Annotated in this window: 21 protein-coding genes and 2 pseudogenes; 7 read left to right on the forward strand and 16 right to left on the reverse strand. The window is 47.5% G+C overall.

The genetic code is table 11. The features are described 5' to 3' along the window. Positions 1-78: 78 nt before the first annotated feature. The 4 genes from MHB78_RS23510 to MHB78_RS23525 all read right to left on the reverse strand — a co-directional run bounded on the left by MHB78_RS23510 (position 79) and on the right by MHB78_RS23525 (position 4,415). On the reverse strand, positions 79-1,380 hold the full coding sequence (locus MHB78_RS23510; protein ID WP_046130593.1) for a pyrimidine-nucleoside phosphorylase: 1,302 nt from the start codon (positions 1,378-1,380) through the stop codon (positions 79-81). 28 nt (positions 1,381-1,408) lie between these two features. Continuing rightward, the gene (locus tag MHB78_RS23515; RefSeq protein WP_046130512.1) at positions 1,409-2,590 is read right to left on the reverse strand and encodes a NupC/NupG family nucleoside CNT transporter; all 1,182 of its coding nucleotides are present in this window, start codon (positions 2,588-2,590) and stop codon (positions 1,409-1,411) included. Between the two features lie 97 nt (positions 2,591-2,687). Then, on the reverse strand, positions 2,688-3,359 hold the full coding sequence (deoC, locus tag MHB78_RS23520) for a deoxyribose-phosphate aldolase (RefSeq protein WP_046130513.1): 672 nt from the start codon (positions 3,357-3,359) through the stop codon (positions 2,688-2,690). 108 nt (positions 3,360-3,467) lie between these two features. After that, positions 3,468-4,415, reverse strand: a complete 948-nt coding sequence (locus MHB78_RS23525; RefSeq protein ID WP_046130514.1) for a sugar-binding transcriptional regulator — start codon at positions 4,413-4,415, stop codon at positions 3,468-3,470. Between the two features lie 237 nt (positions 4,416-4,652). Between MHB78_RS23525 and MHB78_RS23530 the strand changes: the two genes are divergently transcribed. The 7 genes from MHB78_RS23530 (at position 4,653) to MHB78_RS23560 (ending at position 13,133) form a co-directional block, all read left to right on the forward strand. Next, positions 4,653-5,756 carry a tetratricopeptide repeat protein gene (locus MHB78_RS23530; RefSeq protein ID WP_046130515.1) on the forward strand — a complete coding sequence of 368 codons (1,104 nt, stop codon included), beginning with the start codon at positions 4,653-4,655 and terminating at the stop codon, positions 5,754-5,756. Next, on the forward strand, positions 5,753-5,884 hold the full coding sequence (locus MHB78_RS23535; protein WP_269082038.1) for a hypothetical protein: 132 nt from the start codon (positions 5,753-5,755) through the stop codon (positions 5,882-5,884). Before MHB78_RS23530 ends, MHB78_RS23535 begins: the two co-directional genes overlap by 4 nt. Before the next feature lie 221 nt (positions 5,885-6,105). Beyond that, on the forward strand, positions 6,106-7,200 hold the full coding sequence (locus tag MHB78_RS23540) for a hypothetical protein (RefSeq protein ID WP_046130516.1): 1,095 nt from the start codon (positions 6,106-6,108) through the stop codon (positions 7,198-7,200). Further along, positions 7,181-8,029: a diguanylate cyclase gene (locus MHB78_RS23545; RefSeq protein ID WP_046130517.1), complete on the forward strand. Its 849-nt coding sequence runs from the start codon at positions 7,181-7,183 to the stop codon at positions 8,027-8,029. The genes MHB78_RS23540 and MHB78_RS23545 overlap by 20 nt, the downstream gene beginning before the upstream one ends. Then, complete coding sequence (locus MHB78_RS23550; protein ID WP_046130518.1) at positions 8,019-9,749, forward strand: DUF2334 domain-containing protein; 1,731 nt, start codon at positions 8,019-8,021, stop codon at positions 9,747-9,749. The genes MHB78_RS23545 and MHB78_RS23550 overlap by 11 nt, the downstream gene beginning before the upstream one ends. Further along, positions 9,742-11,004, forward strand: coding sequence for a glycosyltransferase (locus tag MHB78_RS23555; RefSeq protein WP_046130519.1), 1,263 nt, complete (start codon positions 9,742-9,744; stop codon positions 11,002-11,004). The genes MHB78_RS23550 and MHB78_RS23555 overlap by 8 nt, the downstream gene beginning before the upstream one ends. Before the next feature lie 38 nt (positions 11,005-11,042). Then, on the forward strand, positions 11,043-13,133 hold the full coding sequence (locus tag MHB78_RS23560; RefSeq protein WP_231947519.1) for a cellulose biosynthesis cyclic di-GMP-binding regulatory protein BcsB: 2,091 nt from the start codon (positions 11,043-11,045) through the stop codon (positions 13,131-13,133). A 3-nt stretch (positions 13,134-13,136) separates the two neighbouring features. On the opposite strand, the gene MHB78_RS23565 is transcribed toward MHB78_RS23560, so the two are convergent. From MHB78_RS23565 to iolD, 12 genes and pseudogenes are all read right to left on the reverse strand, one after another. Beyond that, on the reverse strand, positions 13,137-14,435 hold the full coding sequence (locus MHB78_RS23565; RefSeq protein ID WP_046130520.1) for a valine--pyruvate transaminase: 1,299 nt from the start codon (positions 14,433-14,435) through the stop codon (positions 13,137-13,139). A 4-nt stretch (positions 14,436-14,439) separates the two neighbouring features. Then, positions 14,440-15,663, reverse strand: a complete 1,224-nt coding sequence (locus tag MHB78_RS23570; RefSeq protein ID WP_046130521.1) for a DUF6421 family protein — start codon at positions 15,661-15,663, stop codon at positions 14,440-14,442. Then, positions 15,660-16,220, reverse strand: a pseudogene (locus MHB78_RS23575) (hypothetical protein). Before MHB78_RS23575 ends, MHB78_RS23570 begins: the two are co-directional and overlap by 4 nt. Before the next feature lies 1 nt (position 16,221). Next, a complete protein-coding gene (locus MHB78_RS23580) occupies positions 16,222-17,496 on the reverse strand; it encodes an ATP-grasp domain-containing protein (RefSeq protein ID WP_046130522.1) in 1,275 nt (424 codons plus the stop codon). Beyond that, entirely contained in the window at positions 17,453-18,391 is a 939-nt protein-coding gene (locus MHB78_RS23585) for an EamA family transporter (RefSeq protein ID WP_046130523.1), read from the reverse strand. Before MHB78_RS23585 ends, MHB78_RS23580 begins: the two co-directional genes overlap by 44 nt. Positions 18,392-18,558: 167 nt before the next feature. Next, a complete protein-coding gene (gene fba, locus MHB78_RS23590; protein ID WP_046130524.1) occupies positions 18,559-19,437 on the reverse strand; it encodes a class II fructose-1,6-bisphosphate aldolase in 879 nt (292 codons plus the stop codon). 20 nt (positions 19,438-19,457) lie between these two features. After that, on the reverse strand, positions 19,458-20,294 hold the full coding sequence (iolI, locus tag MHB78_RS23595) for a 2-keto-myo-inositol isomerase (protein WP_046130525.1): 837 nt from the start codon (positions 20,292-20,294) through the stop codon (positions 19,458-19,460). Positions 20,295-20,359: 65 nt separating this feature from the next. Then, a complete protein-coding gene (locus MHB78_RS23600; RefSeq protein ID WP_046130526.1) occupies positions 20,360-21,226 on the reverse strand; it encodes a sugar phosphate isomerase/epimerase in 867 nt (288 codons plus the stop codon). Between the two features lie 23 nt (positions 21,227-21,249). Further along, positions 21,250-22,284 (reverse strand): Gfo/Idh/MocA family oxidoreductase, encoded by a 1,035-nt coding sequence (locus MHB78_RS23605; protein WP_046130527.1) that lies wholly within the window; start codon positions 22,282-22,284, stop codon positions 21,250-21,252. A 24-nt stretch (positions 22,285-22,308) separates the two neighbouring features. Next, positions 22,309-23,607 (reverse strand): annotated as a pseudogene (locus MHB78_RS23610) (MFS transporter). A 12-nt stretch (positions 23,608-23,619) separates the two neighbouring features. Further along, positions 23,620-24,522: a myo-inosose-2 dehydratase gene (gene iolE, locus MHB78_RS23615; RefSeq protein WP_046130528.1), complete on the reverse strand. Its 903-nt coding sequence runs from the start codon at positions 24,520-24,522 to the stop codon at positions 23,620-23,622. 13 nt (positions 24,523-24,535) lie between these two features. Next, the gene (gene iolD / locus MHB78_RS23620) at positions 24,536-26,449 is read right to left on the reverse strand and encodes a 3D-(3,5/4)-trihydroxycyclohexane-1,2-dione acylhydrolase (decyclizing) (protein WP_046130529.1); all 1,914 of its coding nucleotides are present in this window, start codon (positions 26,447-26,449) and stop codon (positions 24,536-24,538) included. Positions 26,450-26,453 lie beyond the last annotated feature (4 nt).

A 26,453-nucleotide genomic window follows, 5' to 3' on the forward strand; every position in this document is an offset into this window, starting at 1 on the left:
AATAGGTAAATAAGAAAAAAGGCCCACTTGATATAAAAACAGCACACACCCACAGGGTATGTGCTGTTTCCCATTTCTCTATTCCGTAATCACCGTATGCACCAGCTTCGGCGCTTCCGCCTTTTCTGCGATCCGGATATTTTCATACACTTTGGCAATGACATCATCGACATTCTCGCGGTTGGCGTGAAGCGTGACAAGCGGTTCGCCTTTTTCAACACGGTCGCCGACTTTTTTGCGGAGCATAATGCCGACAGCAAGATCAATTATGTCTTCTTTTGTTGCGCGTCCGGCGCCTAACAGCATGGCTGCGACTCCGATTTGATCGGCGACAATCTCTGAGACGACGCCTGCTTCTTTTGCAGGTACGTCGATTTTGTAAGCGGCCTGCGGCAGTTTTGACGGGTCATCTGCTACAGAGCTGTCGCCGCCTTGGTTTTGCAGGAAGTCTTTGAATTTTTGCAGCGCTTTGCCGTTTTTCATGACCTCGATTAATTTTTCTCTGGCTTCATCGAGTGTGTCCGCTTTTTTGGCGAGGACGACCATTTGACTGCCAAGCGTTAAGACGAGCTCATGCAGGTCTTCAGGACCTTCGCCTTTTAATGTGTCGATCGCTTCTTTCACCTCAAGGGCATTTCCGATTGCAAACCCAAGCGGCTGGGACATGTCGGAGATGACAGCCATCGTTTGACGGCCGACATTGTTGCCGATGTGAACCATCGCTTTTGCAAGGTTGACGGCGTCTTCTTCCGTTTTCATGAAGGCGCCTGCACCCGTTTTTACGTCAAGGACAATGGCGTCCGCCCCGGCGGCGATTTTTTTGCTCATGATCGAGCTCGCGATCAGCGGGATAGAATTAACCGTTCCCGTGACATCGCGAAGGGCGTACAGCTTTTTATCGGCAGGAGTCAAGTTACCGCTTTGCCCGATGACGGCGACCTTGTCGCGGTTCACAAGCTCTATGAATTCGTCTTTCGAAAGTTCCACGTGGAACCCTTCAATCGCTTCCAGCTTGTCAATCGTTCCTCCCGTATGTCCGAGCCCGCGGCCTGACATTTTGGCAACCGGCACATCAAGAGCGGCGACTAGCGGCGCGAGGACGAGCGTCGTCGTGTCGCCGACGCCTCCGGTCGAGTGCTTGTCGACTTTGATGCCTTTGATGGCGGAGAGGTCAATCGTCTCCCCCGAGTTGACCATCGCCATCGTTAAATCAGCGCGCTCTCTGTCTGTCATATCTTGAAAATAGATCGCCATAGCCAGCGCGCTGGCTTGGTAGTCGGGAATGCTGCCGTCCGTATAGCCGTTGACGAAGAAGTTGATTTCTTCCGTAGACAGCTCTTGACCGCTCTGCTTTTTCGTAATGATATCGACCATTCTCATGATCATCACCGATCCTTTTCTATAATGTTCAGTAAATCAAACCGACGACTGTCGCTGACAAGAAACTAACGAGTGTTGCACCGTACAATAATTTTAATCCGAAACGTGCGACGACATTCCCCTGTTTTTCATTCAAGCCTTTCACCGCGCCGGCAATGATGCCGATTGATGAGAAGTTGGCGAAAGAGACAAGGAAGACGGAGACAATTGCTTCCGTGCGGCCGCTGAAACCGAAATGGCCTTGTGCAAGCGACTGCATAGCGACAAATTCGTTCGACACCATTTTCGTTGCCATGATGCTTCCTGCATTAACTGCTTCGTTCCATGGAATGCCCATTAAGAAAGCAAATGGAGCAAATACGTACCCGAGCAGTTGTTGGAAGGATATTCCTAAAACCGCATTGAAAATACCGTTAATCATAGCGATAATGGCAACGAATCCGATCAGCATAGCTGCCACGACGACCGCAACTTTAAAGCCGTCCATGATGTATTCGCCGAGCATTTCGAAGAAGGACTGTTTTTCTCCTTCTACCGTCTCTGCGACATCATCTTCCTCTGTCACCTCATAAGGGTTAATAATGGAAGCAATGATAAATCCGCCGAATAAGTTCAAGACAAGGGCGGTTACAACGTATTCAGGCTTCAGCATCGTCATATAGGAACCGACGATTGACATGGACACCGTAGACATTGCTGAAGCGCACAATGTGTAGAGGCGCTGTTTAGAAAGCCCGCCTAATTGCTTTTTCAAAGAAATAAACACTTCAGATTGGCCCAATATCGCTGACGCAACGGCATTGAATGATTCCAGTTTTCCCATTCCGTTTACTTTGCTGAGCGCAAGCCCAAGATATTTAATAATAAAAGGTAGTATTTTCCAATATTGAAGAATTCCGATTAAAGCCGAAATAAACACGATAGGGAGGAGAACATTCATGAAGAATGTAGATTCATTCACATTCACCAGCCCGCCGAAAACAAAGTTTACCCCTTCTCCGGCATATTGAAGGAGATAGCCAAAGCCTTGAGCAAAGCCGCCGACAAGATAATTACCGACACCCGTATTCAGCAAAACATACCCTAAAACAAACTGCAGAACAATCATGACGATGACAGGGCGGTACTTCACCCGGTTTTTCGCGCTAGATACCACCCATGCAAGGGCCAAGAATACGATTAATCCTGCGATCCCAATTAAAAACTTCATGTTGCGTCCTCCTGAAATTGTATTCGCTTACAATTTTGTACAAATATATCTTCAATATTCTGCGGGAAGCTTAAAAGCTCCCCGCTCTCATATCATATCAATAATTATCTTCATTTTTCCCGGCTTCACCGCCGACAATTGAAACCCCTGCGCTTGCGCCGATGCGGCTTGCTCCCGCTTCGATCATTTTTTCAACATCCTCTTTCGTTCTGATGCCCCCGGATGCTTTTACACCGATGTCAGGTCCGACGGTTTTACGCATTAAAGCGATGTCTTCCGCCGTTGCGCCGCCTGTTGAAAATCCTGTTGACGTTTTTACGAAATCTGCTCCCGCCGCAACTGCCAAACGGCATGCGCGCTCTTTTTCTTCATCTGTCAAAAGGCATGTTTCAATGATGACTTTGACGAGAGCTTTTCCGGCTGCCGCTTCTACGACACCGCGGATATCGGCTTCGACCAATTCGTCGTCGCCGTCTTTTAGAGCGGCGATGTTGATGACCATGTCAACCTCTGTCGCGCCTTTTGCGATGGCGTCTTTCGTCTCAAATGCCTTCGTTTCAGTTGTGTTGGCTCCGAGCGGAAAGCCGATGACGGTACAAACGTCAATGCCGGTACCGGCCAATTCTTTAGCGGCAAATTCGACCCATGTCGGATTGACGCAGACTGAAGCGAATTGGTATGTTTTTGCTTCCTCTATTAATTTTTTGATGTCTGATTTTGTTGTATGCGGTTTCAATGCTGTATGATCAATTTGTTTTGCAATCGTCATATACGAGCACTTCCTTTGTTCTATGATAGTTTCAGCATAACTGATTTTTGAACAAATGTAAATTACGATATGAAATTTTGTTCAATGGGAAATAGCCCAGAAAAAGGTTTAATCTTCCTCCTCTTTTAGCAGTTCCTTTGCCGTATGCTGATCGATAATCAGCACATTGGCATACTTTCCTTTGAGCGCTCCGTGAATGGCAGCCGTTTTTCTAATGCCGCCGGCGACGAGGATTGATTTTTCTTTTTGCCTTAGATCAGCCAGTTCCACGCCGATCGTCCGGGAGTCGATGGCTTCGCTGCAAATGTTCCCGTCGGCGTCAAAAAAGCGGGAGCAAATATCGCCGACCCCCTGCGTTTGGAGCAGCTTTATTTCCTTCTCGCTGAAATAGCCCAGCCTGAACAGCAGCGCTTCGTCGCGAACCGTTCCAACCGTAAAGAGCGCGATGTTTGCCTGTTTGCCCATCTCAATAATGCGTTTGATATGGCGGTCCTGCTCCACCATCTGTTTGACCTCTGCGTTATCAAACACTACCGGGAGCGGGAGATACCTCGGCATGGTTTGAAAGGCCTCGGCAAACAGCTGAATCGTTTCTGCCGAATATGTATTGACTTGTGAGTGGCTGATACCGCCTTTCAGCTGGACGACCTCTACGCCTTTCACTTGTTTGGCTTCAAGGTGCTGCGCAATTTGGTACATCGTCATTCCCCAGCTGACCCCGACGATGTCGCCGTCATTAACGGTATCGTGCATATATTCCGCACCATAGCGGCTGAGGTAGTGCGTGATGGTCGAATCATCCTCAGTCGGAGAAAAGACGACATGCGCCTCAAGGAGCCCGTATTTCTCCTCCAGCATCGCCCCGAGTGCGCCCATGTCCTCAAACGGATCGACGATGCGGATCTGGACATACCCCTTTTCTTTTGCAAATTGGAGCAGCCTGGATACCGTCGGCCTTGAAATTTGAAGCTGTTCGGCGATCTGCCGCTGGCTGTAATCGGACTGATAGTAAAGCCTGGCAGCTTCAATGCTCAATTGCTGTTTTTCCCTGTCCATCACAAGCCTCCCCTATCGTTATCGCTTCATACAATCATATATAGACCGGCGGACTTTTTCAACCTGCTTTAGCCCTTTGGGGGGCTGGAAGGCGCAGATATGCTCCGGCAGGAAATCAAGTTGTATGCCATGTTGACTATAGTAAACTTGTACTATTTATAACTATTCATATACCATTATTATGATAAAATGGGTAATGTAGGGCAGGTTACCATATCGGTGAACGGAGGGTGAAGAGTGGCAGCAAAAATCGCGTTCGAGGCAGTGGGAAACAGCTTGAATCAATGGTACGGGCTGATCAGACAGAACAACATTACCGAGGCAGCCGCCATGAGGGAAGAAATTAAAAGGACGCTTGATGCAATGGAAGAAAATCAGGATGTGCTTTTGTATTTCAACCTCATCGATTCACGATTCAAACTGTTGACAGAACGGTATGAGGAATCCGGGACACTCTTACAAAACATCAATAAAACACCGGAAGAAATCGGCACGGACAACATGATTCAATACTATTTTTATTTCTTCAGCGGAATGTATGAATTTTACAAAAAGAACTTCATCACCGCTATTAATTTCTATAAAATCGCTGAACTTTCACTCCACAAAATCCCTGATGAAATCGAATTAGCCGAGTTCCATTATCATCTGGCCATTGCCTATTATGAAATCAGACAAAATATCTTTTCATTAAACCATGCTGAAAAAGCGCTGGAATCGTTTAAGGCACACGACGAATATACGAGCAAAACGCTCAAAAGCAAAATGGTGATTGCGGCCAACTATGTAGATCTTCAGCGGTTTCAAGAAGCAGAGGCGCTTTATCAGAGGGTGTATGAGGGCGCGTCCGCAGACGGCGATTTCCGTTCGGCCGGACTTGCCTGCATGAACCTGGGGATTTGCTATGAGCGCCATGATCAGCTGCAAGAAGCGAGGCGGTGCCTGGAAAAAGCATTGAGCATCCCCGAACACAGGCAATCCGTCTTTTCTTTGCGGACGAAGTATATGCTGAGCCGCGTTCTGTACAAGATGGAGTTGTATGCCGAAGCGCGCGAGTGGTATCAACAAGCGGCAGCCCGCGCTGCGAAAAAACAGCAGACTGAATGTCAGTCAAAACTCTTCATCATACATTCCCTTTATGAGAAAAGCGATCCAGACAGAATCGATCAAGGCCTCAAGTATCTGGAAATGAAACAGCATTGGTCAGACGTAGCCGACCTCGCCATCAACTGTGCAAAATACTTCAAAAACCAAAACAACTATGAGCATTCAGCAAAATACTTTGAGAAAGCGTGCTATGCGAAAGATCAAATATTCAAATTAACGGAGGCGATTTCATGAAAAAGCTGACAGGCGTCACTTTGCTATTGGGTATACTGGCAGCGGGGCTCACTACCCATGAGGTATCGGATCATAAGGCGGTAAGCCAAATTCCGGTCAAAGTCACGGAAAACGCCGGTTTCGGTTGATTCGGGCAGTAGTATTCAGGAAAAAGGTGTTGTGTTATCACAACGCCTTTTTTTCTTGTTCTCATTAGTTCTGCTGACATTCCACAAATATCCCCCACTTTTATCAGTCTTATAGCCCCGTTGTTTAATAATCAAAAAGGCTCAAAAAAGCTGGCAATCTTCGTTTTTTCATTTATAATATATTTCATTAGTCACAGATCTGACACAGGGGGGATGTTCCCGTGAGGCATGTATTGATGGGTCTGATTTTATGCTGTTTATTCATCGGTCTTTCCGCCGGCGGCTTCACAGCCGAAAGCAATCTCCAAAAACGGTCGGCCGCTGATGCAGCCAATGAGCCGCTACAGCCTGCCGAGTACTTTGTCTATCATCATTTAATGAATGATCAAGGGCTGATCAAAACCGATCTCTCTGATCAGCCGGTTTACTTATCGGAATCTCTCGGCTTATGGATGGAATTTTTGGTCAACAGAAAAGACGCCCCGCATTTTCAGGAGCAATACCAGCGTCTGACCGAATCCTTTCTCATGAAGAACGGCCTGGTTTCTTGGGAAATTCAAAACGGAGAAGCAAGCGGGGTGAACGCCCTGATCGATGATCTTAGAATCATGCGGAGCCTTGATCAAGCTGCCGCTCTTTGGGGAAACAGCCAGTATGAGCAAACCGCTCAGAAAATCGGAGACGCATTAAAAACGTACAACATGAACAACGGGGTATTCACTGATTTTTACGATTCCGCCTCACAGGCAGCATCTAAGGATATTACGCTTTCGTATATCATGCCTGATGCACTATCAGTCTTAAAAAAGAACGGAATCATAGATAAAGAAACCCTGCAGCGGAACAAAAATATCCTTTTCTCGGCTCCTTTGAAAAACGGTTTTCTGCCGAAAACATACAATACGGAAACAAAGGAATACAGCTATGACAGCGAAGTCAATATCATCGATCAGCTGTATGCGGCTTGGCATTTGCGGCCAGGAGATGAAAATGCCGCTGTTTTGGCTGATTGGATCATTCACGAATTTCAGACGAACGGAAAGCTTTATGGACGATATTTGGCGGATACAAAAAAACCGGCCGTCCAATATGAGTCCCCATCCGTTTACGCTTTAGCCATTATGTTTTTAACAAAGCAAAATGCAGACAGCACCGTGATCAAGGCGATATATGAAAGAATGAATGATTTTGAAATTCTTGACCCGACCAAGACGTATTACGGGGGATATATGAGCGGCAATGAGACGCACTCATTTGACAACCTGCTGCCGCTGCTGGCTGAAAGGAAGCTTTTCGATGAAAATATCATTCAATGACAAACAAAAACTGTTTGCTTATACGATAGGGCTCGCAGCAGCCCTTTCTCTGTTTATCTATTATGTCTCCACCCAGCAATCGGAAGGGACTTTAATCACCTGCATCACCTTTGCCGTGATCGGAGCGGGTATATGGCTCGGACCGATCTATGCACTGTCCGGCACCATCGTCGTCCTGTTTGTTCTTGGGACTTTAATGATGTTTTTTCAAGCGGGGCAAGTCGTGTTTCCGTCTGAAGAAGGGCTGTGGACGCTCGTCATCTGGGGAATTGCGCTTATCGTGTTTTCCTTTATGTCCGGAAGAATCCACGATATCGCGGCAGAGCTTCACCGTTCTGTCAAACGGCTCCAGTCTGAAATCAACAGCTTTGTCGCGATTGACAGAGTGACCGGTTTTGATAATAAACAGCGCATGCAGCTTGAGCTTTCAGAAGAGATCAAACGGGCAGAACGGTACGGCAATTCGTTTGTTTTTCTGCTGCTTCAAATGCATTATTTCAAAGAGTTTAAATCGTTGTACGGAGAAAAAGAAACCGACAGGCTCTTCCAATTTGTCGGCAGTCAAATCAGGTCAAGCGTACGGGAGACGGACAAGAAATTCCGTCCCTCTGAAGAACGGTTCGGCATTGTGCTGACCCATACGCCGGTTGAGCATATGCCCGCCGTCCTGTCCAAGCTGAAAACACAGCTTGAAACGTATCAGCTCCAGAACGGCAAATATGTAACCTTAACCTTCCATGTGTGTTACCTGCCGTATCGCAACGATATCAAGACGGCTGAGCAATTTTTAGAAGAACTGGAAAACGAGATGATGATGAATGAATTGTAAAAGAATATGCCTTTTATGGGCGGCCTTGCTCATAATCGCAGCGGCTTTATATCAGCCGGACTCCGCCGCAGCGAAAGAGAAGGAGAACGGAATTCTTATCATCTATTCAACGTTGGACGGAACAGAATCGGCTCATGTAAAAATGCTCGATTTGATCTCAGGCCATTTCTCATCCGGCGTAACCGTCAAAAAAGACGAGGATGTCAAAGCAGCGGACCTGTCAGGCAAAATGTGCGTCATCTATTACGGCCAAACGAAACGAAAGCTCGGCAGGAAGCTCGTATCCCTGATCGGCTCATACAAAAAACCCGTGATTGCGATCGGCTTTAATGCCGGGCAATTCAGCCAGTTTTCCGGCCTTTCCTTAAAAAGCAAAGAAAACGTGTACGAGATCAAAAGCAGCAGTGAGAAAAGCGAGGTTTCATTGGAAAGCGCGCTTCATGTGCTCGAAGTCTCGGGACTGAAGGGGAAGGCATTGTACACCCATCAATCCGACGATGGGAAAACGCACCCTTTTATGTGGAAAACGGAAAAGTCAAACGTATACATCGGCTTAACGAATTTGTTAAACGACAGCCAGCTTACGGCGAAGGAGCTGAGACAAGCGTTCGGAGAGAAAGCGGACAGCACGCTTTTATACTTGCGGCTTGAGGATATCAGTCCGATGGCAGACGAAAAATTGCTGCTTCAAGCGGGTTCGTATCTGCATAAAAGGAATATTCCTTTTATTCTGGCTGTCATCCCGGTATACGTGAACCCTGAAACAGGCGAAAAAGTCTATATGTCTGATAAGCCGAAGCTTGTCAAAGTGTTGAGAAAACTGCAAGACATGGGCGGAAGCGTGATCGTCCACGGATATACCCATGCTTACCGCTACAGCGAAACCGGAGAAGGATTCGAATTTTGGGATGCCAAGGCTGATCAGCCGATCACATCGCAAAATGCGGATGATCCGCCGTCGATTTTAAAAAAAGCACAGGACTTTCCGAATGAAGCAGCCTATAACAGCTATTTGAAGCCGTTTAGAAAAAACGAAGAAACGTACACACGGCAAAAGCTGACGCACGCCATTGAGGATTTAACTGCGGAAGGACTCTATCCGCTCGGATTTGAAGCGCCTCACTATACGATGTCAGAGCACGGCTATCAGATCACCTCCGAGTATTTCTCAAGCATTTTCGGCCAGGTTCAGCTCAGCGATACAACGTGGAAAACGTCGGGTACGGCACCGTTCGTGACAAAGCCGGCCATGCTGCACGGGATGACGCTGTACCCTGAAACGCTGGGCTATGTCGATGCATCAGCCGAGAATCCGCTCGGCGGCGTGGATGAGCGCATTTCTCAAATGATCGATTTCGAAGGCGGGGTAGCCGGAGCATTTTACCACCCTTATCTCGGCATGAAATATCTGCCTGAGCTTGTCGATCAAATGGAACGCATTCCGAACAGCGAATGGCTCGATATAAAGAAAACAAAGCAAACCGTAAAAACGGACAAAGTGGAAATCCATACAAACGGAGACGGAACGATTCACGTTAAAAATAAGGTGAATGCCGTTGAGGAGTTTTTTGACCATCATCAGCAAAGTCCGCTGGAAAAGGCGCTGTGGATTCTCTCAGCGATTGTGCTCCTGTTTGTGGTGATGTTCGTTATCTACACCCTTTATTTGAGAGCCACACTAAAAAAACGAATCTTTAAGGAGAGAAAAAGCCGTGGGTAATGTTCTGTTCTTTGCCTCGCTAAGCTTAATATGGGTCATGCTGCTGTATCACATGTTTCTGATGCAGGGAGGCTTCCGCCATTACATGACCTACGAACTGAACATTCCGAAGTGGAAAGAAAACGTGAAGAACCTTCCGAAGGTCAGCGTTCTGATCCCGGCGCATAATGAAGAGGTCGTGATTCGGCAGACACTGAAGGCGATGGTGAACCTCTATTATCCGAAGGACAGGCTGGAGATTATCGTCGTAAACGACAATTCGTCCGACCGGACGGGTGAGATCGTGACCGAATTTTCCAGACAATACGACTTTATTAAAATGGTCGTAACGAAACCGCCGCATGCCGGAAAAGGAAAATCCTCGGCTCTCAACTGCGGTTTTGCCGAATCGAACGGTGATGTCATTTGCGTCTATGACGCCGACAACACACCGGAGAAAATGGCTGTCTATTACCTCGTTCTCGGCCTGATGAACGATCCGAAGGCGGGCGCCGTTGTGGGAAAATTCCGCGTCATCAATGCGGCGAAGACGCTGCTGACAAAATTCATCAACATTGAAACGATCTGCTTTCAGTGGATGGCGCAGGGCGGGCGCTGGAAATGGTTCAAAATTGCCACGATCCCCGGCACGAATTTTGCCATCCGCAGAAGCATTATCGAACGGCTCGGCGGCTGGGATGATAAAGCGCTGGCTGAGGATACCGAGCTGACGATCCGGGTGTACAACCTCGGCTACCATATCCGTTTCTTTCCGGCGGCTGTTACATGGGAGCAGGAACCGGAAACGTGGAAGGTCTGGTGGCGCCAGCGGACAAGATGGGCGCGCGGCAACCAATACGTCGTCCTGAAATTTTTATCGCAGTTTTTTAAGCTGAAACGAAAACGGATTATCTTTGATTTGTTTTATTTCTTCTTTACGTATTTTTTGTTTTTCTTCGGCGTGATCATGTCAAATGCGATTTTTGTTATTAATTTATTTTACGATTTGCACTTGTCTGTCGGCTTTTTGTCGATGATCCTGTGGATTTTGGCTTTCTTTCTCTTTATGACGGAGGTCATGATAACGTTGAGCATCGAAAAAACGGAAATGAACAGGCAAAACTTTTTTATCGTTTTTCTGATGTACTTTACATACTCGCAGGCATGGATCGTGCTTGTCATTTATTCGTTATTCGTGGAAATCAAGCACCGTCTGTTCAAGCAGGAGGTTAAATGGTACAAGACAGAACGATACAATCAAAAGAAAAGCGGGTGACGTTTTTGAAATATGCAATCATATGTCTCGTAGGCTTCATGCTGGCGGCAGTGACAGGGGAAGCCGCTTTAGCCAAAGAAGTAAAGGTGGACGGCTCGATCCTCGGAGAAAACAGCCGTGAACAAGCAAAGCAGCAAGTGCTTACGAGCGATCTCATCACAATGTATGGTACAAAGGACAGCACGGAGCTGACGTATCAAATTCCAGCCGGCGCCTCTTCCTCCCATCAGCAGCTTGCGCTTGAATATGAAGCCTCTGACCTGTTAATCTCCCCTTCTTCCCTGACGGTTGAGATCGATAACGAACCGGTCAAAACGGTAAAGCTTACAGGGAATGCAGAGCGCAAAACATTAAAGCTGACGCTGAACAAAAGCCAAGCGTCTCAGGGTTTTCACAGCCTGTCATTGAAGTTTTACGGAGTGGTGAAGGAAGGCGTCTGCGTCCGGCAGGATTCCTCCGGGAACTGGATCAAAATTTATCCGGACAGCCATCTGACATTGGGGGACAAGAACGAAGCAAAGGGAGCGGCGCTTGAGCACTATCCGTATCCATTTGCCCAATCAGGAAACACCGTGGAAAAAACGGCAATCGTCATTCCGGACGATCCGAGTTCCGCAGAAATAGAAGCGGCTGTTAAAACGGAAAGCTATCTAAAAACGATTGACAGCAGCATCAGCATCACGACTTTGAACGAATCAGACATGAAGCGCATCGACAGGCCGTCGATTTTAATCGGCGTTCAAAAGCATTGGAAAGGCAAAGTGGAAAAGCTTTTGGCACAAAGCGATATAAAAGCGCAAGAAGATAAGCTTCTGCTTGCGGAACGGGTGCTCACGGCAAACGGTAAACAGCAGCCTGTTCTGTTTGTCAACGCGGCGTCTGATGACGTGCTTTCCGTGAAAATCAGCGTCATCACCGATAAAACATACGCCGGCCAGCTCAGCGGCGAAACGCTCGCAATCGGGAAGCTGCAATATCAAACAAAACGGGACGCGGGTAAGCTGACGCTTGAGGATTTCGGAGCGGGCGATTTGACAATCGGCGCAGGGCAATCTTCTTCTGAGCATTATTATTATCCTGCACCTGCAATTTTGGACAAGGATCAATCGGCGAAGCTGTCCCTTGCATTAAAAAAATCAAAAACGATTCAAAAGCTAACGTCCCAAAGCGATTTATCCGCCGAAGAGGCGGAGCTGAAGGTCATGATCAACGGCCAGCCTCACTCCGTCCGGCTTGACGATTTAGGAAAAGAAGACAAAAACGGCTTTTATCATGTGACCTTAAAAGTCGATCCGAAGCTTTTGCAAAAAAACCGCTACATCGATATTCAATTTGCCACTTCCGGCTTGAAGGAGAACAATCCCTGCTATGCAACAGACGATGACAAATGGGTATTCATTGATAAAAGCAGCGCACTCACGTACCCTGTCAGCAGCACGACAGCGTCAGCCGACTTTCAGGAATGGCCGCTTCCCTTCGCGGGAATTCAAGCTAAGACAACGCTGATTGTCCTGCCTGACAAAGTCGATCAATCGAAGCTTCAGGAGCTTTCGCTTGTGACAGATTCATTCGGCAGTGAATCCCAGCATTCATTCACGGTCAAAAAATCCTCTGAAGTGAAAGCAGATGATATGAAAGGCCGGAACGTCATGTTCATCGGCGGCATTGGCCAGTTTCCTCTTCTGAAAGAGAAAGCATCGGACTTGGCCGTGCCGGCAGCGAAAAACGGGACGCTCGACGTGTCATCCTTCCAAATGCTGAACGAAACGGCAAAACAAGTTGCGTTTACACAGACATCGCCGTGGGATTCAAACTACTCGATGGCCGTGTTTGCACCGTTTAACGGGCAAGGCGCTGCCGTCACAAAAGAAATGATCAGCTTTCTGAACAGCAACGATAACACAGCGACCGTCATCAATGAAACGGACAGCAGTCAGCTCTTCACAAACCATCAGCAGCTTGCAGAAAAACCAAGCGGAACACAGACCGAAAAAACGAAGGAAAACGGTCAGCAGAATATGATATATTTCGGCGTCATCGCATTGATCATAGCGGTAGCGGCCGTTCTGATTTGGATCATGGCAAGACGCAGAAAACGGAAGACTGACAACGGAAAGAACAGGGGCTAACGATCAGCCCCTGTTTTTTATTAGTTTCTCATCTTGACACACGCCTTCGACGACACCGGCCAAAATGCCGACTCCTTTTTTAATATCTTCATCGGCTGCCGTCAGGCTGATGCGAATGCACTGCCGGACATGCGGCGAATCCCACGGAACATGATGAAAGAAAGACGCACCGGGGACGATGATGACGCCGTTTGCTTTCAACCGGGCGTACAGCTCGATATCAGCAACAGGGAGATCCTCGATCCACAGCCAACCGAAAAGCGAGCCTTCCCCTCTGTGCAAATGCCATTTGATATCGCCCGGCATTTCTCGAAGCAAAGCGTCCTTCAGCAGCAAAAATTTGTTATGGTAGTAAGGCCGCACCTCATGCTGCGAAACGGCGGCGAGGCGCCCGTCATCCAACACAGCTGCCGTCATATATTGCCCCAGCCTTGAAGAATGAATCGCCGCATTTGATTGAAAAGCCTCCATCACCTTCATGTAACGCGGATGACCGATGGCGATCCCGACCCTTTCACCGGGGAGGCCCGCCTTTGAAAGGCTTATGCAATGGATAATTTGATCGGTAAAAACGGGCTCCATTTCGATGAAGTTGATAGCCGGAAAAGGCGGCGCATATGCGGAATCGATGAGAAGGGGTACATCGGCGTCACGGCAGGCGTCAGAAATAAGCAGCACGTCTTCTTCAGAAAGAACATTTCCTGATGGATTATTCGGCCGGGACAGCACGACGGCGCCGATATCGCAAGCGCCTTGCATCCTCTTTAAAAAGCGTTCCCGGTCCAGTTCGTACCGGAACATGTGATCATCCAATGTTGAAATTAACGGCGGGATGCCTTCGACCGTGTCCATATCCAACGCCGCACCGCTGTACCCCGCATAATCCGGAAGCATCGGAATCAAAGCTTTTTTCACGACACCGTCGCTTCCCATGCCGCAAAATGAATTGATTGCAAAAAACAACAACTGCTGGCTTCCCGCCGTAATCAGCACATTTTCTTTCTCAATGCCATGACCATAGCGGTTTGAAAAGAACCGGACGACGCTGTTGATCAGCTCGTCCGTTCCATAGCTTGATCCGTATTGGCTGATGGCCGAAAGGAACGTACCATTCTCAAGCAGTCTCTCTAAAACTGCTTGCCACATCGCGGCCGTTTCCGGAAGGATCATCGGATTGCCGGCGCTCAAATTGAGATATTCACGCGAGCCGTCTTGAAGGATTTCCTGAATATCGCCCATCACCGCCCTGATCCCCGTCTTCTCATTCATTTTCTCGCCTATGATGCTGAGCTTCGGCTTCAATGTTTTACCCCCTAAACTTGATACGGTCTGTTTTGACGGCGTTGTTTATATCATGGATAAAATACTGCGTCGGGACGCCGAACCGCCCTCCCTCATTTCCGGGAGGCAAATATTTCCTCACATAGCGTTCAGCCTCTCTTTTATAAACCGAATCATCCTCTATTTCTTCCAGCTCTTCGATTTCGAGAACGAGTTTTTTCAAGTCGTCCATGCATAATGAAAGATCGAGCGATGCCGGCTTATCTTTTCCCTTTTGGATGGAGCGGCCGTTGTCGATGATCCAGCTGAACAGAAAAAATCCCGTCCCGGAATCAAAGTTGTGTGTCGCATTATGCTGGCTCGGGTAGCGCAGCAGACGTTCAAACAGGACAAATTCGATAATTTCCTCCCAATAATCGTACTTTCGTTCTGCTAAAGCGAGGATAGACTGGCAATCCACTTTGATTTCCTCCAATATTCCCGCAAAAAAATTCATTTTCGCTTGAATGTGCTTGTGAAAAGGCTTGTTGCCGCAGTGATGGTAATAGTCGTGCAAATAACCCCAAAGGACCCTTGCTTCATACGTGTTTTCAGGAGAAATGTGCGCCGACTTGAAAGGAACATGTTCAAAAATGGCCCGCGCCCTCTTCAGCGTATCCTCATGGTAGATTTGGTAGAACTTATTGAAATAAAAAATCGCAAACGTCTGCTCTGTTATTTTTTCTTTTGTCTTCACATTTTCAGGAAAAAATACGATGCATTTTTCTTCTGTGAACCCCCTGGTTCCCGCTATCAGCTTCAGCGACTGGCAGCCGTTTTCCGGGTGAGGCATCTCCTCCTCAATCGGCTTCATCATCGCCGGCTCATCGCGAACGGCCAGGAAAGCCTCAAAAAAGCAGCCTTTCGTATGCGGCCCGTTAGGCGTAACGACAGGGGCGAGAAAGAAGGTCGTCTCCTGATCCTGCGGAGGGCGATATGCCGTTAATAAACGGTCAAAATACGGCGTGTCGTCCAATCCGCGGCCGATCCAGTCCAGGACATCCTCTTTAAACGCTGCGCCGGCCTCAGGCACATGTACCGCCTCATATATGATTCCGGCAGCTTCGGCTAATTGAAGGAGAAGCTGTTTCGCCCTGACCTGCTGCTCTGTAATCTGTCCTTTTTCGTTTTGATACATTTGCAATTCATGAACCTGCGGTACAATTTGTTCGTTTACCATATTTACGATGCCACGCGTCAACGTCTTCATCGGCTTCCTCCCTCGCTTTTTCCGTGAATGGTAAAACACATCGGCACCTCGCCGAAATCCTTTATGACATGCAAATGGTTTTCATGGGCTGCTTTAATCGTCGTAATACAGCCGTCGGCTGCTCCTGATGCGCAGGCAAGCGCTGCTTGGGAATTGCTGCTGACCAAATCCACATGATCGCTGAACAGTTTTGCAAGATGAGCAGGTGCAGGATGTGATGCGACTATTTTGACATCCGGTTCCCTCGTGTTTTGCTTCACGGCAAACACCATATTGTATGTCGGCATGACAAAGCTATCTATGATTTGTAAATCGAGCAAATTCTCAAATACGATATTGTGCAAAAACGGATACACCGCGCAGCCCAAGAGGACTGAATTTTCAGTCTATTTTACATGAAGCAGCGCCTCTTCCAGCGTTTCATAAAGCTTGACCTCACCTTGAAGCCCTTGGTTCTCAAGCCATAAAAAACCCGCTTTTTCACAGTTTGTACCTTTCGGACCCAATGTGTGAACAACCATCACCGCTTGATCTTCCTGCACTTTTGTCGAGATCATCTTAACCTCCCATTGTACCCGTCAGATTATTTTTATAGATGATGGCAAGGTCACCATCTAATTTCCGGTAAAAAGCTTCGCATTCTTCATATGAATCATGGCTTGTTAAAATAAACCCCGGGTATCCGGAAAAATGCGGATACGGAAGAATTTCGGCTCCTGGTTTGATAAATTGAAAAACCCGTTTGACTTCCGGCCTTTGTTTGATGTCTTCAAGACCGTCGATTTTTTCAAACGTCCCCGAGCCCTGCACGGGAATGATGTAGTTGCCGGCCGTCCTCTTGGCGCGAATCCCGTCTTCTAGATGCCTGTCCAGCGGTTTAAGGGCATTTTGAATGACCAGTTGCATGAAGTTGATGCCCGTACTCTCTTTAACGATGTAATGGGAGATACCCGAGCCGCCGATTCTCGCCCCGACTTCGATGACATAAGGCTGTCCGCTTTTATCGAGCCTTAGTTCGGTATGAGCCGGCCCCTGATGAATGCCTAAAGCTGAAACGGCCGCCGTCACTTCCCGTATGATCGAATCGTGCGCCTCCTCATCCAATTTAGCCGGTGCAATATAGACGCCTTCTTCAAAAAATGGCCCTTTACAATCGCCTTTATAACCGATCGACAATACGTGGACTTTTCCTTGAATTGACAATGTTTCAATCGCAAATTCAGGGCCGTCGACAAATTGCTCAACAACGATGCCTTTTTTTCCTGTGACAAACCGGCTGAGATCGCCCTTATTGATATCCTCTGCTTTGCGCATCGCCTCCTTAAGCTGTTTGCGGTCATCGGCCCGAACGACCCCCTGGCTTGAAAAACCGTTGATCGGTTTCACGACCAAAGGAAACGTCAGCTGAACATGTTCCAAGTCTTCATAAGCAGCAGCTTCTTGGAAGAAAGGGGTATTCAACCCGTGCTGCCGAAGAATCCTGCGGGTTTCGCTTTTATTCCGGCAGTTTTCAATCGTTTGTAAAGGAAGTCCGGGAAGATTTAATTCCGCCGCGGCTTTTGCAGTGAAATGAAGCGCCGGCTCGAACAATGTCACCACTCCGTCAAAAGGAGATTCGACAAATGTTTGCTTGACGATATTCATTGCCTTCTCTTCATCCTCGAACAGCGGGATCGGAACGCTTCGGTCAACTGCCGGGAGATTTCCCGGGCAATTTTCTTGCGAGTTGTAGAAAAATGTAACATCGAGGCCTAAATGTTCAGCTTCTTCAAAAATAAACGGCAATTGCTTATTTTGGCAAATGATGGCCAAGCGTTTGTTTAGCTTTGTCAATTTTTGCTGCCCTCTCTTCTTTTTTAATGTTGATAAACATGACTCCGAAAATCACAAACAACGTCCCTAAGTAAATATTTGCGTTTAATGTTTCGTCCAAAAACAGAAAGCCGATATAAAGGGCGATGACTGGAGAGATAAACAGATGGGAAGTCGCTTTTGAGATGTGCCAGTTTTTAAGCAAGTAAATATTGATCCAAAATCCCAATATAGAACCGATAATCGCCAAGTACAACAATGAGTAGAGACTGATGCCGGAAAACGTCCGCGTTCCGCTTTCTACTACTAAGCTGCTGATGAGCAAAATCGTTCCGCCCGAGAGCATGGACAGAGAATTGAAGCTCAGTATCGGAAGGGTTCGGATTTTCTGCTGCACTTTAATTTGTATAAAGGCAGATCCGAACATTGCACATAAGATGGCAGCCATGGAGATGATTTCGATGACTTCAACCTTGATAAACAGCTGATTGCCGAATACGATCGTAATGCCGAGCAACGCGAGGAAGATGCCCCACTTTTGAATCTTTGTAGCCGGGGTTCCTTTGACAAGCCGATTGATGATCAGGGCGAAGACGGAGATGCTTGCGGCCAGAATGGAGACCAGCCCGCTTGGCAAATACAGAGAAGCCCAATAGACGGAACCGAAAGGGATCGAAAAATACATGATGCCGTTGAAGAAGGATAGTACGAGCAGCTCCTTTGAAACAACAAATTGTTTGCGGATCAACAGAAAGACGGCGATCATGACGCTGGCAATCATAAAGCGCATGCCGGCCGACCAAAACGGCAGGCTGTCCTTGAGTCCCGCTTTTTGCACAGCCCACGTCGTTCCGCCGATCAAGCATAAAAGTCCAAACAGCACATGCACGCGGTACTTTAAAACGTTTGTTAACATATCACACACTTCACCTTGTTTGTTATCGTCTTGCGGTTTATTTTCTGAAAAATCTGATCAAAATGGATTATGAGGGAAATTATAACTTTTATATCAATACCAGTCAACAACATTTAAAATCTCTTAACAATATAATAAAAAACACTCACTATGAAGCTGTGAGTGTTTTATACTTTCATTTCGCGGGCACCTGCCGCTTTTCCGGCTGAACCGAATTCCCTCATTTTATTTTTCACCGTTTCCTTTACGGCGCCGATCCCAGGCGTCATATACGCACGCGGTTCATATAAATCCAAGTTTTCCTTAAACATGGTTCGGGTTTTTTCGGTCCAGGCGACCATGCATTCGGTATTGATGTTGATTTTCGCATGGCCGAGCCTGATCGCTCTTGCAATTTGATCAGCCGGGATTCCCGAAGCCCCGTGAAGAACGAGCGGAACATCCGTCGCTTCCGAAATCTCCTCCATTTCCTTGAATCCAAGCTTTGGCTCGCCCTGATATTTGCCATGAACCGATCCGAGAGCGGCAGCCAGCGCATCGATATCCGTTTCTTTGACAAGGCGGATACATTCATGCAGGTCGGCGTATTTCACCCCGCCGATAAGGCCGTCTTCCATACCGCCTACCGTCCCTACTTCAGCTTCAACCGAAACGCCGTATAGCCGGGCATATGACACGACTTCTTTCGTCATGGCAATGTTTTCGTCGATCGGAAAATGCGAACCATCGATCATCACTGAACTGAACCCCGCGTCAATCGCCTGTCTGCAGCGTTCCGCACTGCTTCCGTGATCAAGGTGCAGCACGACGGGAACTGTAATCGACAGCTCTTCAACGAGCGCGCCGACCATGGCGGCAACCGTTTTGAATCCGCCCAAATAATCGATTAAGCGATCTGAGGCGGCCGCAATGACGGGTGAGCGTTCCTCTTCCGCCGCCTGTAAAATCGCCTTTGTCCACTGAAGGCCGTTAATATTAAACTGTCCGATTGCATAATGCTGTTCCTTTGCTTCTGTAAGAAGCTCCTTCATGGAAACGAAAGCCACGTTCACCCCTCCTTCTCGTGTTACATCTTAAAGTATTTTGAAACGACATCAACTGTTGTTTCCTTTGCGGTTTTAATCGTTTCTTCAGCGCTCATCTTATAATATTCCGGCCTGAACAGTTCAACAGAGACAACGTCTGAAAAGCCGATTTCTTTTAACGCGGATAAGTGTGCATCCAAATCAATGGCTCCCTGTCCCGGCCAAACACGGTCTTCATCTCTTAAAAAGCCGATCGGAAAATCCTCCGTGTCATCGATATGATAAATGAAGATTTTCTTGCCGTCCGCCTGCTTCAGGTCTTCAAGATCAGATCCCATCGCATGGAAGTGGAAACTGTCAAACACAAGCCCGACATTATCGCGGTTTACGGTGCTGACGATGTCATAAGCCTGTTTGAAAGTATTGACCGTACATTCCGGATGCCCGACAAACTCAAGAGCAATCTTAACGCCGTACGGCTCAGCGATGTCTGACAGCTCTGTCAGCACTTCGACGGAGCTTGCTTTAATATCTTCTTTTAAGATTTTTTGTTCGGTGACAAGCGGTACCGCGACCACGTATTTCACACCAAGCGTTTTGCATGTTTCCATCATGCCTTTAAATTCTTCGATGATTTCACGGTGCCCTTTTTCATCGCGGTTGTTGAAAAAGACAAGCGCATTCAAGGCCAGCGGCTTAATATGATGAGTTTGAAAATACTCGGCTAACTCTGAGAGAGAATGGTCTTTTAAATACTCAGGCAGCTTATCCATCGTCCGGATTTCGATATAATCGTATCCGTGCTTCTCACAGTATTCGAGATCCTTTGCAAGGTTTGAATTTTCCAACGTCGTTGCTTCATTAAAGCATAGCTTCATATTAGATTCTCCTTCTCTCATATCCTTGTGAAGATGAGTTCGGCAGGGCGCCGAACTCCAGGGGCTTAGCCTAATAGTTCTTGTTTCAATTTTTCAAGCATAAATCTGCTTGATTCATCCGCTCTTTCGTCGACCCAAGCAAAAACGGCATTAGTTGCAATTCCGTCGAACTTCATTTCTCTCAACTTTCTGAAAATCGTATCAAAATCGACCTCACCTTGACCAATGTCCAAATGCTGGTGAACCGTAACTTTTGCGTCAGGCGGATTGACGATGTAGCGAAGGCCATGAGCCGCTTTATGATTATAGGTATCTGCAAATAAAACATGTGTGAGGCGGTCGCCGGCTTCGTCAAACATTGTCTCGATGTCGCCTTTGCCGTCATCATAGAAGAATGTATGCGCAGTCGAGTAGACAAGATTAATCCAATCCTTGTCAAGCGCGCGGATCATATCCATCGCACCTTTGTGTGTTTCGATAAAATCATATGGATGGGCTTGAAGATTGAGTTTAATGCCTTCTTTTTCAAAGATTGGCAGAAGCTCATCCATGGATTTGATAAATTTCTCTTCACTTGTTAAAGGATCGTATTTTGAACCGCTGAATTCGCTGTTCATCAAGTCGACTTCAAGCTCAACCGCAATTTCGATCGCCCTTTTCCAATTGCGCACGGCTGCCTGACGGCGATCTTCATCAGGACCTGCCCAGTGGTAAAGCGGAAGGAGCGATGAAAGCTTAACACCGGTATCTCTTAAAAGCCGCTTGAGTTGTTTGATCTTTGCTGAATCGACTTTCGGATATTTATAGAATGGACAAAAATCTTCGCGCGGCGATAGTTCGATATATTCGTAGCCAAGCTCCGCCGTTTTATAGACCGTTTCCTCCAAAGTTAAATCATCACGATACATCGATGGATCCAATGCTAATTTCATAGTTTTCACTCCTCGAAAAGTTTTTATTTTTTAACAGTTGTAAACGTTTGATAGAATTCCGGTTTCTCCTGAAGCGCCACAGGTTCTTTCTGCCCGGATTCCTGGGCTTTTACGCAAGCGTCCGTTGTCACGGCGGCGATATAACCATCCCATGCAGTCGGTCCGCTGACCTCGCCTTTCTGTTGAATCGAATCAATGAAGTCTTGAATTTCCACATCGTACGCATCCACAAAGCGGCGCTGCCAATCCATCAGGATATCTGTAGAGAATTTCCCGTCTTTTCTCAAAGAAATGCTTGACGGTTCAGGAAGCCTGATGATGCCGTCTTCCCCGACGATCTCACACTGAATGTCGTAGCCGTATTTGCAGTTGACATAGATTTCCGCATTAATAATGATCCCGCCTTTTGTCTCGATGACAACAATTTGCGGATCCCGTAAATGAGGAAGTGCATTTTTCGATTTTTTCGGATAGATCACTTGGACAGACTCATAATCATCATTGATCAGCCAGTGCAGGACATCGATTTCATGAACAAGTGTATCAACGACAGCCATATCCGTCGTGTAGTTTTCCGCTACAGACGGGTTGCGGTGCGCACAGTGGATCATCAGCGGCTCGCCGATTATCCGGTTGTCGATCGCTTCTTTCAGCTGGACGTAACCGCTGTCATAACGGCGCATAAAACCGACTTGCACGAGGCGTTTTCCCGCTTTGATTTCCTCTTCGACAATGCGCATGCATCCTTCGGCGGTTGTTGCGAGAGGCTTTTCGCAGAATACATGCTTCTTCGCTTTAATGGCTTTTAAGACGCTGGTCTCGTGAGCCGGTCCCCAGCTTGTCACTAAAACCGCATCTACATTTTCGGCTGCGATCAGGCTGTCATCATCCGGATAGACTTTGGCATTCAAGCTGTAGTCACTTACGACTTGTTGAGCTGCCTCTTGATTCACATCTGTAACCGCAACGATTTCTCCGCCGGCTAATTTATTCGTGATGCGGTTGATATGCTCTTTTCCGATTGCTCCTGTACCAATAACACCTATGCGTAATTTCATTGATAGCCACTCCTTCAAAAGTAGTTACATAATTTTTCTTGTTTGTCCTTGTTCAGCTTGAGCTGGCGGAGTTCCGTACAGTTCTTCCTGAATTTGTTCAAGCGATTTGCCTGATGTATTCGGTGCGAAAGCGAGCCCGATGATCATGCTGACAGTCACACACCCGAGGAGAATGGCAGCCATGAATCCAATGCCCATATTCGTGATAACCATCGAGACAAAAAGGCTCCAGGCTCCTATTGAGATACGAACAAGAAAGAACATCAATCCTTGTGCAGATGCACTGTACTCCGTAGGAAAGATCTCGCTGGCCCATAGTTGGTAGTTTGCCTGTTGTCCGGCTCCGTTGTTAATGCCGATCATCACGATAAACAGAACGAGAATCGGCAATCCTTCTGCCGGAAGCAAAAACAACGACCAGCCGATGACGGCCATTGATGCCGCAATACCAAAAACCGTCTTTCTATATTTGTCTGCGAAAGGCATGAATATAAAAGCGACGCCAAGCCCGGTGAAAATAAACAGCCCCATCTGCAGAATGTTTGCCATGTTTGCCGAAACACCGCCGACTTGCTGATAAATGTAAGGCATAAAGAATCCCATCACGCCGGCCGCGAGATTCCAGACTAAGTACACGCCCATTAAAAACAGAATGCTTTTTAAAAACTTAGGCTGAAGCAGATCCAAATAAGAAGTTTTGTGAATGACTTGCACCGTCTCGGATTTATCCTGCCAGGCGTCAGATTCCGGCAGTTTCATCCGAAGTACATAAGTGATCAATGCAATAACAAGCAGATGTGCAAAGACAATCTTATTGCCCAATAAGCCAAACCCGCCCAGCAATACTGACAGCAGGAGGACGACAACCGCTCCGGCAGCCTAGGCGACTTGGGCAACGCCGCAGTGGCGGGCCCTGTTTGTTCTCGGAGCATTCTCTGCGATAATCGTCCAAGAAGCTGTAATATCAGCTCCGACTGATAAACCGATGATAATGTAACCGCTTAACAAAATGGGGAAGTTGAAGCCGAATAAAACCAGACAAATCCCAAGCGCGTAAATTAACATGCTGTTCGTATAGACAGCCTTGCGCCCGATTTTATCAGCAAGAAATCCGCCGAGCAGCGCTCCGATTGCTGCTGAGATGGCGTTTGCGCTCAACGCGCCGAGCAGTCCGATCTGTGTATCCGTAAGCTTTAAATAACTGACCCATAAAGATAAACCGGCTGATCCTGCTACAATGGAACCCGCGTCGATGTAGTTTGCCAAAGCTGCTGCTATGGTTCGTTTATTGAATGGTGAAACTGCTGCATTTCCATTGCTCAATGTAAAGCCCCCTTAATTGGTTGCTGCGGGATTTAACAAATGACGGTCGATATATTTTCTGGCGATCAGCGCGTATTCAAGAGGATTTGCAACTTCAGGGTCCTGCTCGGCTTCTACTACGATCCATCCGGAATAGCCGTGCTTTAAAAGCATTTGATACACTTCCGTAAAGTCGATGCAGCCGTCGCCGGGAACTGTGAACATGCCTTGTAAAAACGATTGCCTGAACGATTTTCCTTCCTCTTTGCATTTCTTCATGACATTAAGGCGGGCGTCTTTAAAATGAACATGCTTGATGCGGTCAATATGTTTTTCAAGGATATTGATGTAATTACCGTCGGAAATATAGGCATGCCCCGTATCATAAAGAAGATGAACGAGCGTCGGATCAGTGCCTGCCATCAGGCGGTCGACTTCCTCTTCCGTCTGCACTCCCGTCCCGAGATGGTGATGGTAAACAAGCTTGAGCTGATATTCGCCGGCGATTTCCCCGAGATGATTCATCCCTTTGCAAAGACGCTGCCATTCTTCATCAGAAAAATGCGGCTTTTCTTTAAACACGTTCTTATCCAGTCCCTGAACACTGTACGTTTGTTCAGACACGACCGCAACATCCGCACGGACTTCTTTCAAGTACTGGCAGTGGGCCTTGAATTCTTTGGCAGCTTCCTCAATGCCGTCGCGGAGAATAAAGCTGCTGAACCACTTTCCTGCAATCCTTAAATTTCTCAGCTCAAGCTCTTTATTTAAAATCACAGGTTCCGGGAAAAAGCCCCCAACCTCTGTCCCTTGAAAGCCTGCAACGACGATATCGCTCAGCAAATGCTGAAGGGTATTGCCCGCTCCGATTTCCGGCATGTCATCATTCCGCCATCCTATGGGGGCGATGCCCCATAGAATTTCCGATTTGACCATCCTGGTGCCTCCTTTAATACTGCTTTGCAGATTCGAGCATTTTTTCTTTGGCTTCATACGCTTTTTGAACGCTTTCCTGTTCTGAAACCTCTGCAACACCTACGTGCCACCAGCTGTCATAGCCGTCCGTCATCGTCTTTGGCAGCACTTTCATTTCGATCAATGTAGAGACATCTTGTTTCTTCGCATCTTCAATTGCCGCTTTTAGCTCTTCGACCGTGTTGGCGCGGTACGTCTTGGCGCCGTAGCCTTCGGCAACCTTTGCATAGTCCACATTCAAAATCCGGTTATCCTCTGTTCTGAACTCGCAATAGTAGCTGCCGCTTCCATGGTCCATCTGCAGGTTATTGATGCAGCCGAAGCCTGAGTTGTCAAAGAGCAGGACATTGATTTTTTTGTTGTATTGAATGGCCGTAATCAGTTCGGAGTGAAGCATCAGAAAACTTCCGTCCCCAACCAGTGAATAGACTTCTTTATCCGGATGGGCCAATTTCAGGCCGAGCGCGCCCGATACTTCATATCCCATGCATGAATAGCCGTATTCCAAGTTGTACGTATTCGGCACGTTTGCATGCCACAACCGCTGCAGGTCGCCCGGAAGAGAGCCCGCTGAACAAATGACGACGCTGTCTGGATCAACCGTTTCATTGATGGCGAGCAATGCCGTTGTTTGCGGCAGTTCGGTTTGCAGTTCATCTGCATATTCGTTCATCACTTCTTGGGAGAAGTGGTTTTTAATTTCAGGCGTAAAGTTTTCGCGTTTAAATGTTACTTTGCTTAGGCGGTCGCGTTCAGCCAGCCATTCGTCTTTCAGCTCCTTGATGGTTGAACCGAACGCGCTACTGTAGCCTTCCAATAAGCCGTGCAGCTTGCCGAGCGACAGTTTCGCATCCGCGACAACCTGGAAAGCATCCAGTTTATAAGCCTGCATTCTGCTGACATTGATGTTCAAAAATTTTGCGTTGTCAAAGTCAAATGCCGTTTTGGAGGATGTTGCAAAATCGGTGTATCTCGTGCCGATTCCAATGATCAGATCGGCCTGGCGTGCGGCTTTGTTAGCTGCCAGTGTACCTGTGATCCCCATTCCTCCCAAATTGTTGGCGAAATCGGCTTCTACCGTAGACTTTCCGGCCTGGGTTTCAACCAGCGGAATGTTGTAAGCTTCAGACATCGCGATTAATTCGTCGCGTGCGCCGGAATACTTCGCACCGCCGCCGACTAAAATAAGCGGTTTTTTGCTTGATTTGATCAGCTCTGCCGCTCCCTTTAGCTCGCGTTCGCTCGGCTCCATGCGGTCGATGTAGTGAACGCGCTTCCGGAAGAAGCTCTCATCAAAATCAAATGCTTCGCCTTCAACGTCTTGAGAAATGCAAATCGTTGCCGGACCAGCTTTTGCAGGATCTGTCATCACTTCAAAAGCGCGGATCAAACTGCTCATCAACTGTTCGGGACGCGTAATACGATCCCAATACCGCGAAACCGGCTTTAATGCATCGTTTGTCGTGATCGCCGCACTGTATTCTTGTTCAACTTGCTGAAGAACCGGATCAGGCTGCCTTGTCGCAAATGTATCAGCCGGAATCAAGAGGACGGGGATGTTGTTCGCAAGCGCCGTACCTGCGGCGGCCACCAGGTTAGCCGCTCCCGGTCCAACAGATGTCGACACGGCATATATCTTCCTTCTCAGCATCTGCTTGCTGTAAGCCATTGCCGCATGCGCCATTCCCTGTTCATTTTTGCCTTGAAACACTTTTAAGCGGCCGGCATCCTGTTCAAGCGCCTGACCGATTCCAACGACGTTCCCGTGTCCGAAAATTGTGAAGATTCCTTCGACAAACGGTGTTTCTTCGCCGTCGAAATTGATATACTGCTGGTTCAAGAACTTAATTAACGCTTGTGCCGTTGTTAAACGTATTTTCTTACCCACAAAC

It is taken from the genome of Bacillus sp. FSL K6-0138 (assembly GCF_037982765.1).
In the GTDB taxonomy this organism is placed as follows: domain Bacteria; phylum Bacillota; class Bacilli; order Bacillales; family Bacillaceae; genus Bacillus; species Bacillus glycinifermentans.

Bases quoted from the DNA above. Each gene is read 5' to 3' on its own strand.
- MHB78_RS23515 (WP_046130512.1), bottom strand. From the start codon at position 2,590: ATGAAGTTTTTAATTGGGATCGCAGGATTAATCGTATTCTTGGCCCTT.
- MHB78_RS23550 (WP_046130518.1), top strand. From the start codon at position 8,019: ATGAATTGTAAAAGAATATGCCTTTTATGGGCGGCCTTGCTCATAATC.
- MHB78_RS23545 (WP_046130517.1), top strand. From the start codon at position 7,181: ATGAAAATATCATTCAATGACAAACAAAAACTGTTTGCTTATACGATA.
- MHB78_RS23535 (WP_269082038.1), top strand. From the start codon at position 5,753: ATGAAAAAGCTGACAGGCGTCACTTTGCTATTGGGTATACTGGCAGCG.
- iolE (WP_046130528.1), bottom strand. From the start codon at position 24,522: ATGGTCAAATCGGAAATTCTATGGGGCATCGCCCCCATAGGATGGCGG.
- MHB78_RS23605 (WP_046130527.1), bottom strand. From the start codon at position 22,284: ATGAAATTACGCATAGGTGTTATTGGTACAGGAGCAATCGGAAAAGAG.
- MHB78_RS23600 (WP_046130526.1), bottom strand. From the start codon at position 21,226: ATGAAATTAGCATTGGATCCATCGATGTATCGTGATGATTTAACTTTG.
- deoC (WP_046130513.1), bottom strand. From the start codon at position 3,359: ATGACGATTGCAAAACAAATTGATCATACAGCATTGAAACCGCATACA.
- MHB78_RS23570 (WP_046130521.1), bottom strand. From the start codon at position 15,663: ATGAAGACGTTGACGCGTGGCATCGTAAATATGGTAAACGAACAAATT.
- iolI (WP_046130525.1), bottom strand. From the start codon at position 20,294: ATGAAGCTATGCTTTAATGAAGCAACGACGTTGGAAAATTCAAACCTT.
- MHB78_RS23510 (WP_046130593.1), bottom strand. From the start codon at position 1,380: ATGAGAATGGTCGATATCATTACGAAAAAGCAGAGCGGTCAAGAGCTG.
- MHB78_RS23525 (WP_046130514.1), bottom strand. From the start codon at position 4,415: ATGGACAGGGAAAAACAGCAATTGAGCATTGAAGCTGCCAGGCTTTAC.
- MHB78_RS23560 (WP_231947519.1), top strand. From the start codon at position 11,043: ATGCTGGCGGCAGTGACAGGGGAAGCCGCTTTAGCCAAAGAAGTAAAG.
- MHB78_RS23585 (WP_046130523.1), bottom strand. From the start codon at position 18,391: ATGTTAACAAACGTTTTAAAGTACCGCGTGCATGTGCTGTTTGGACTT.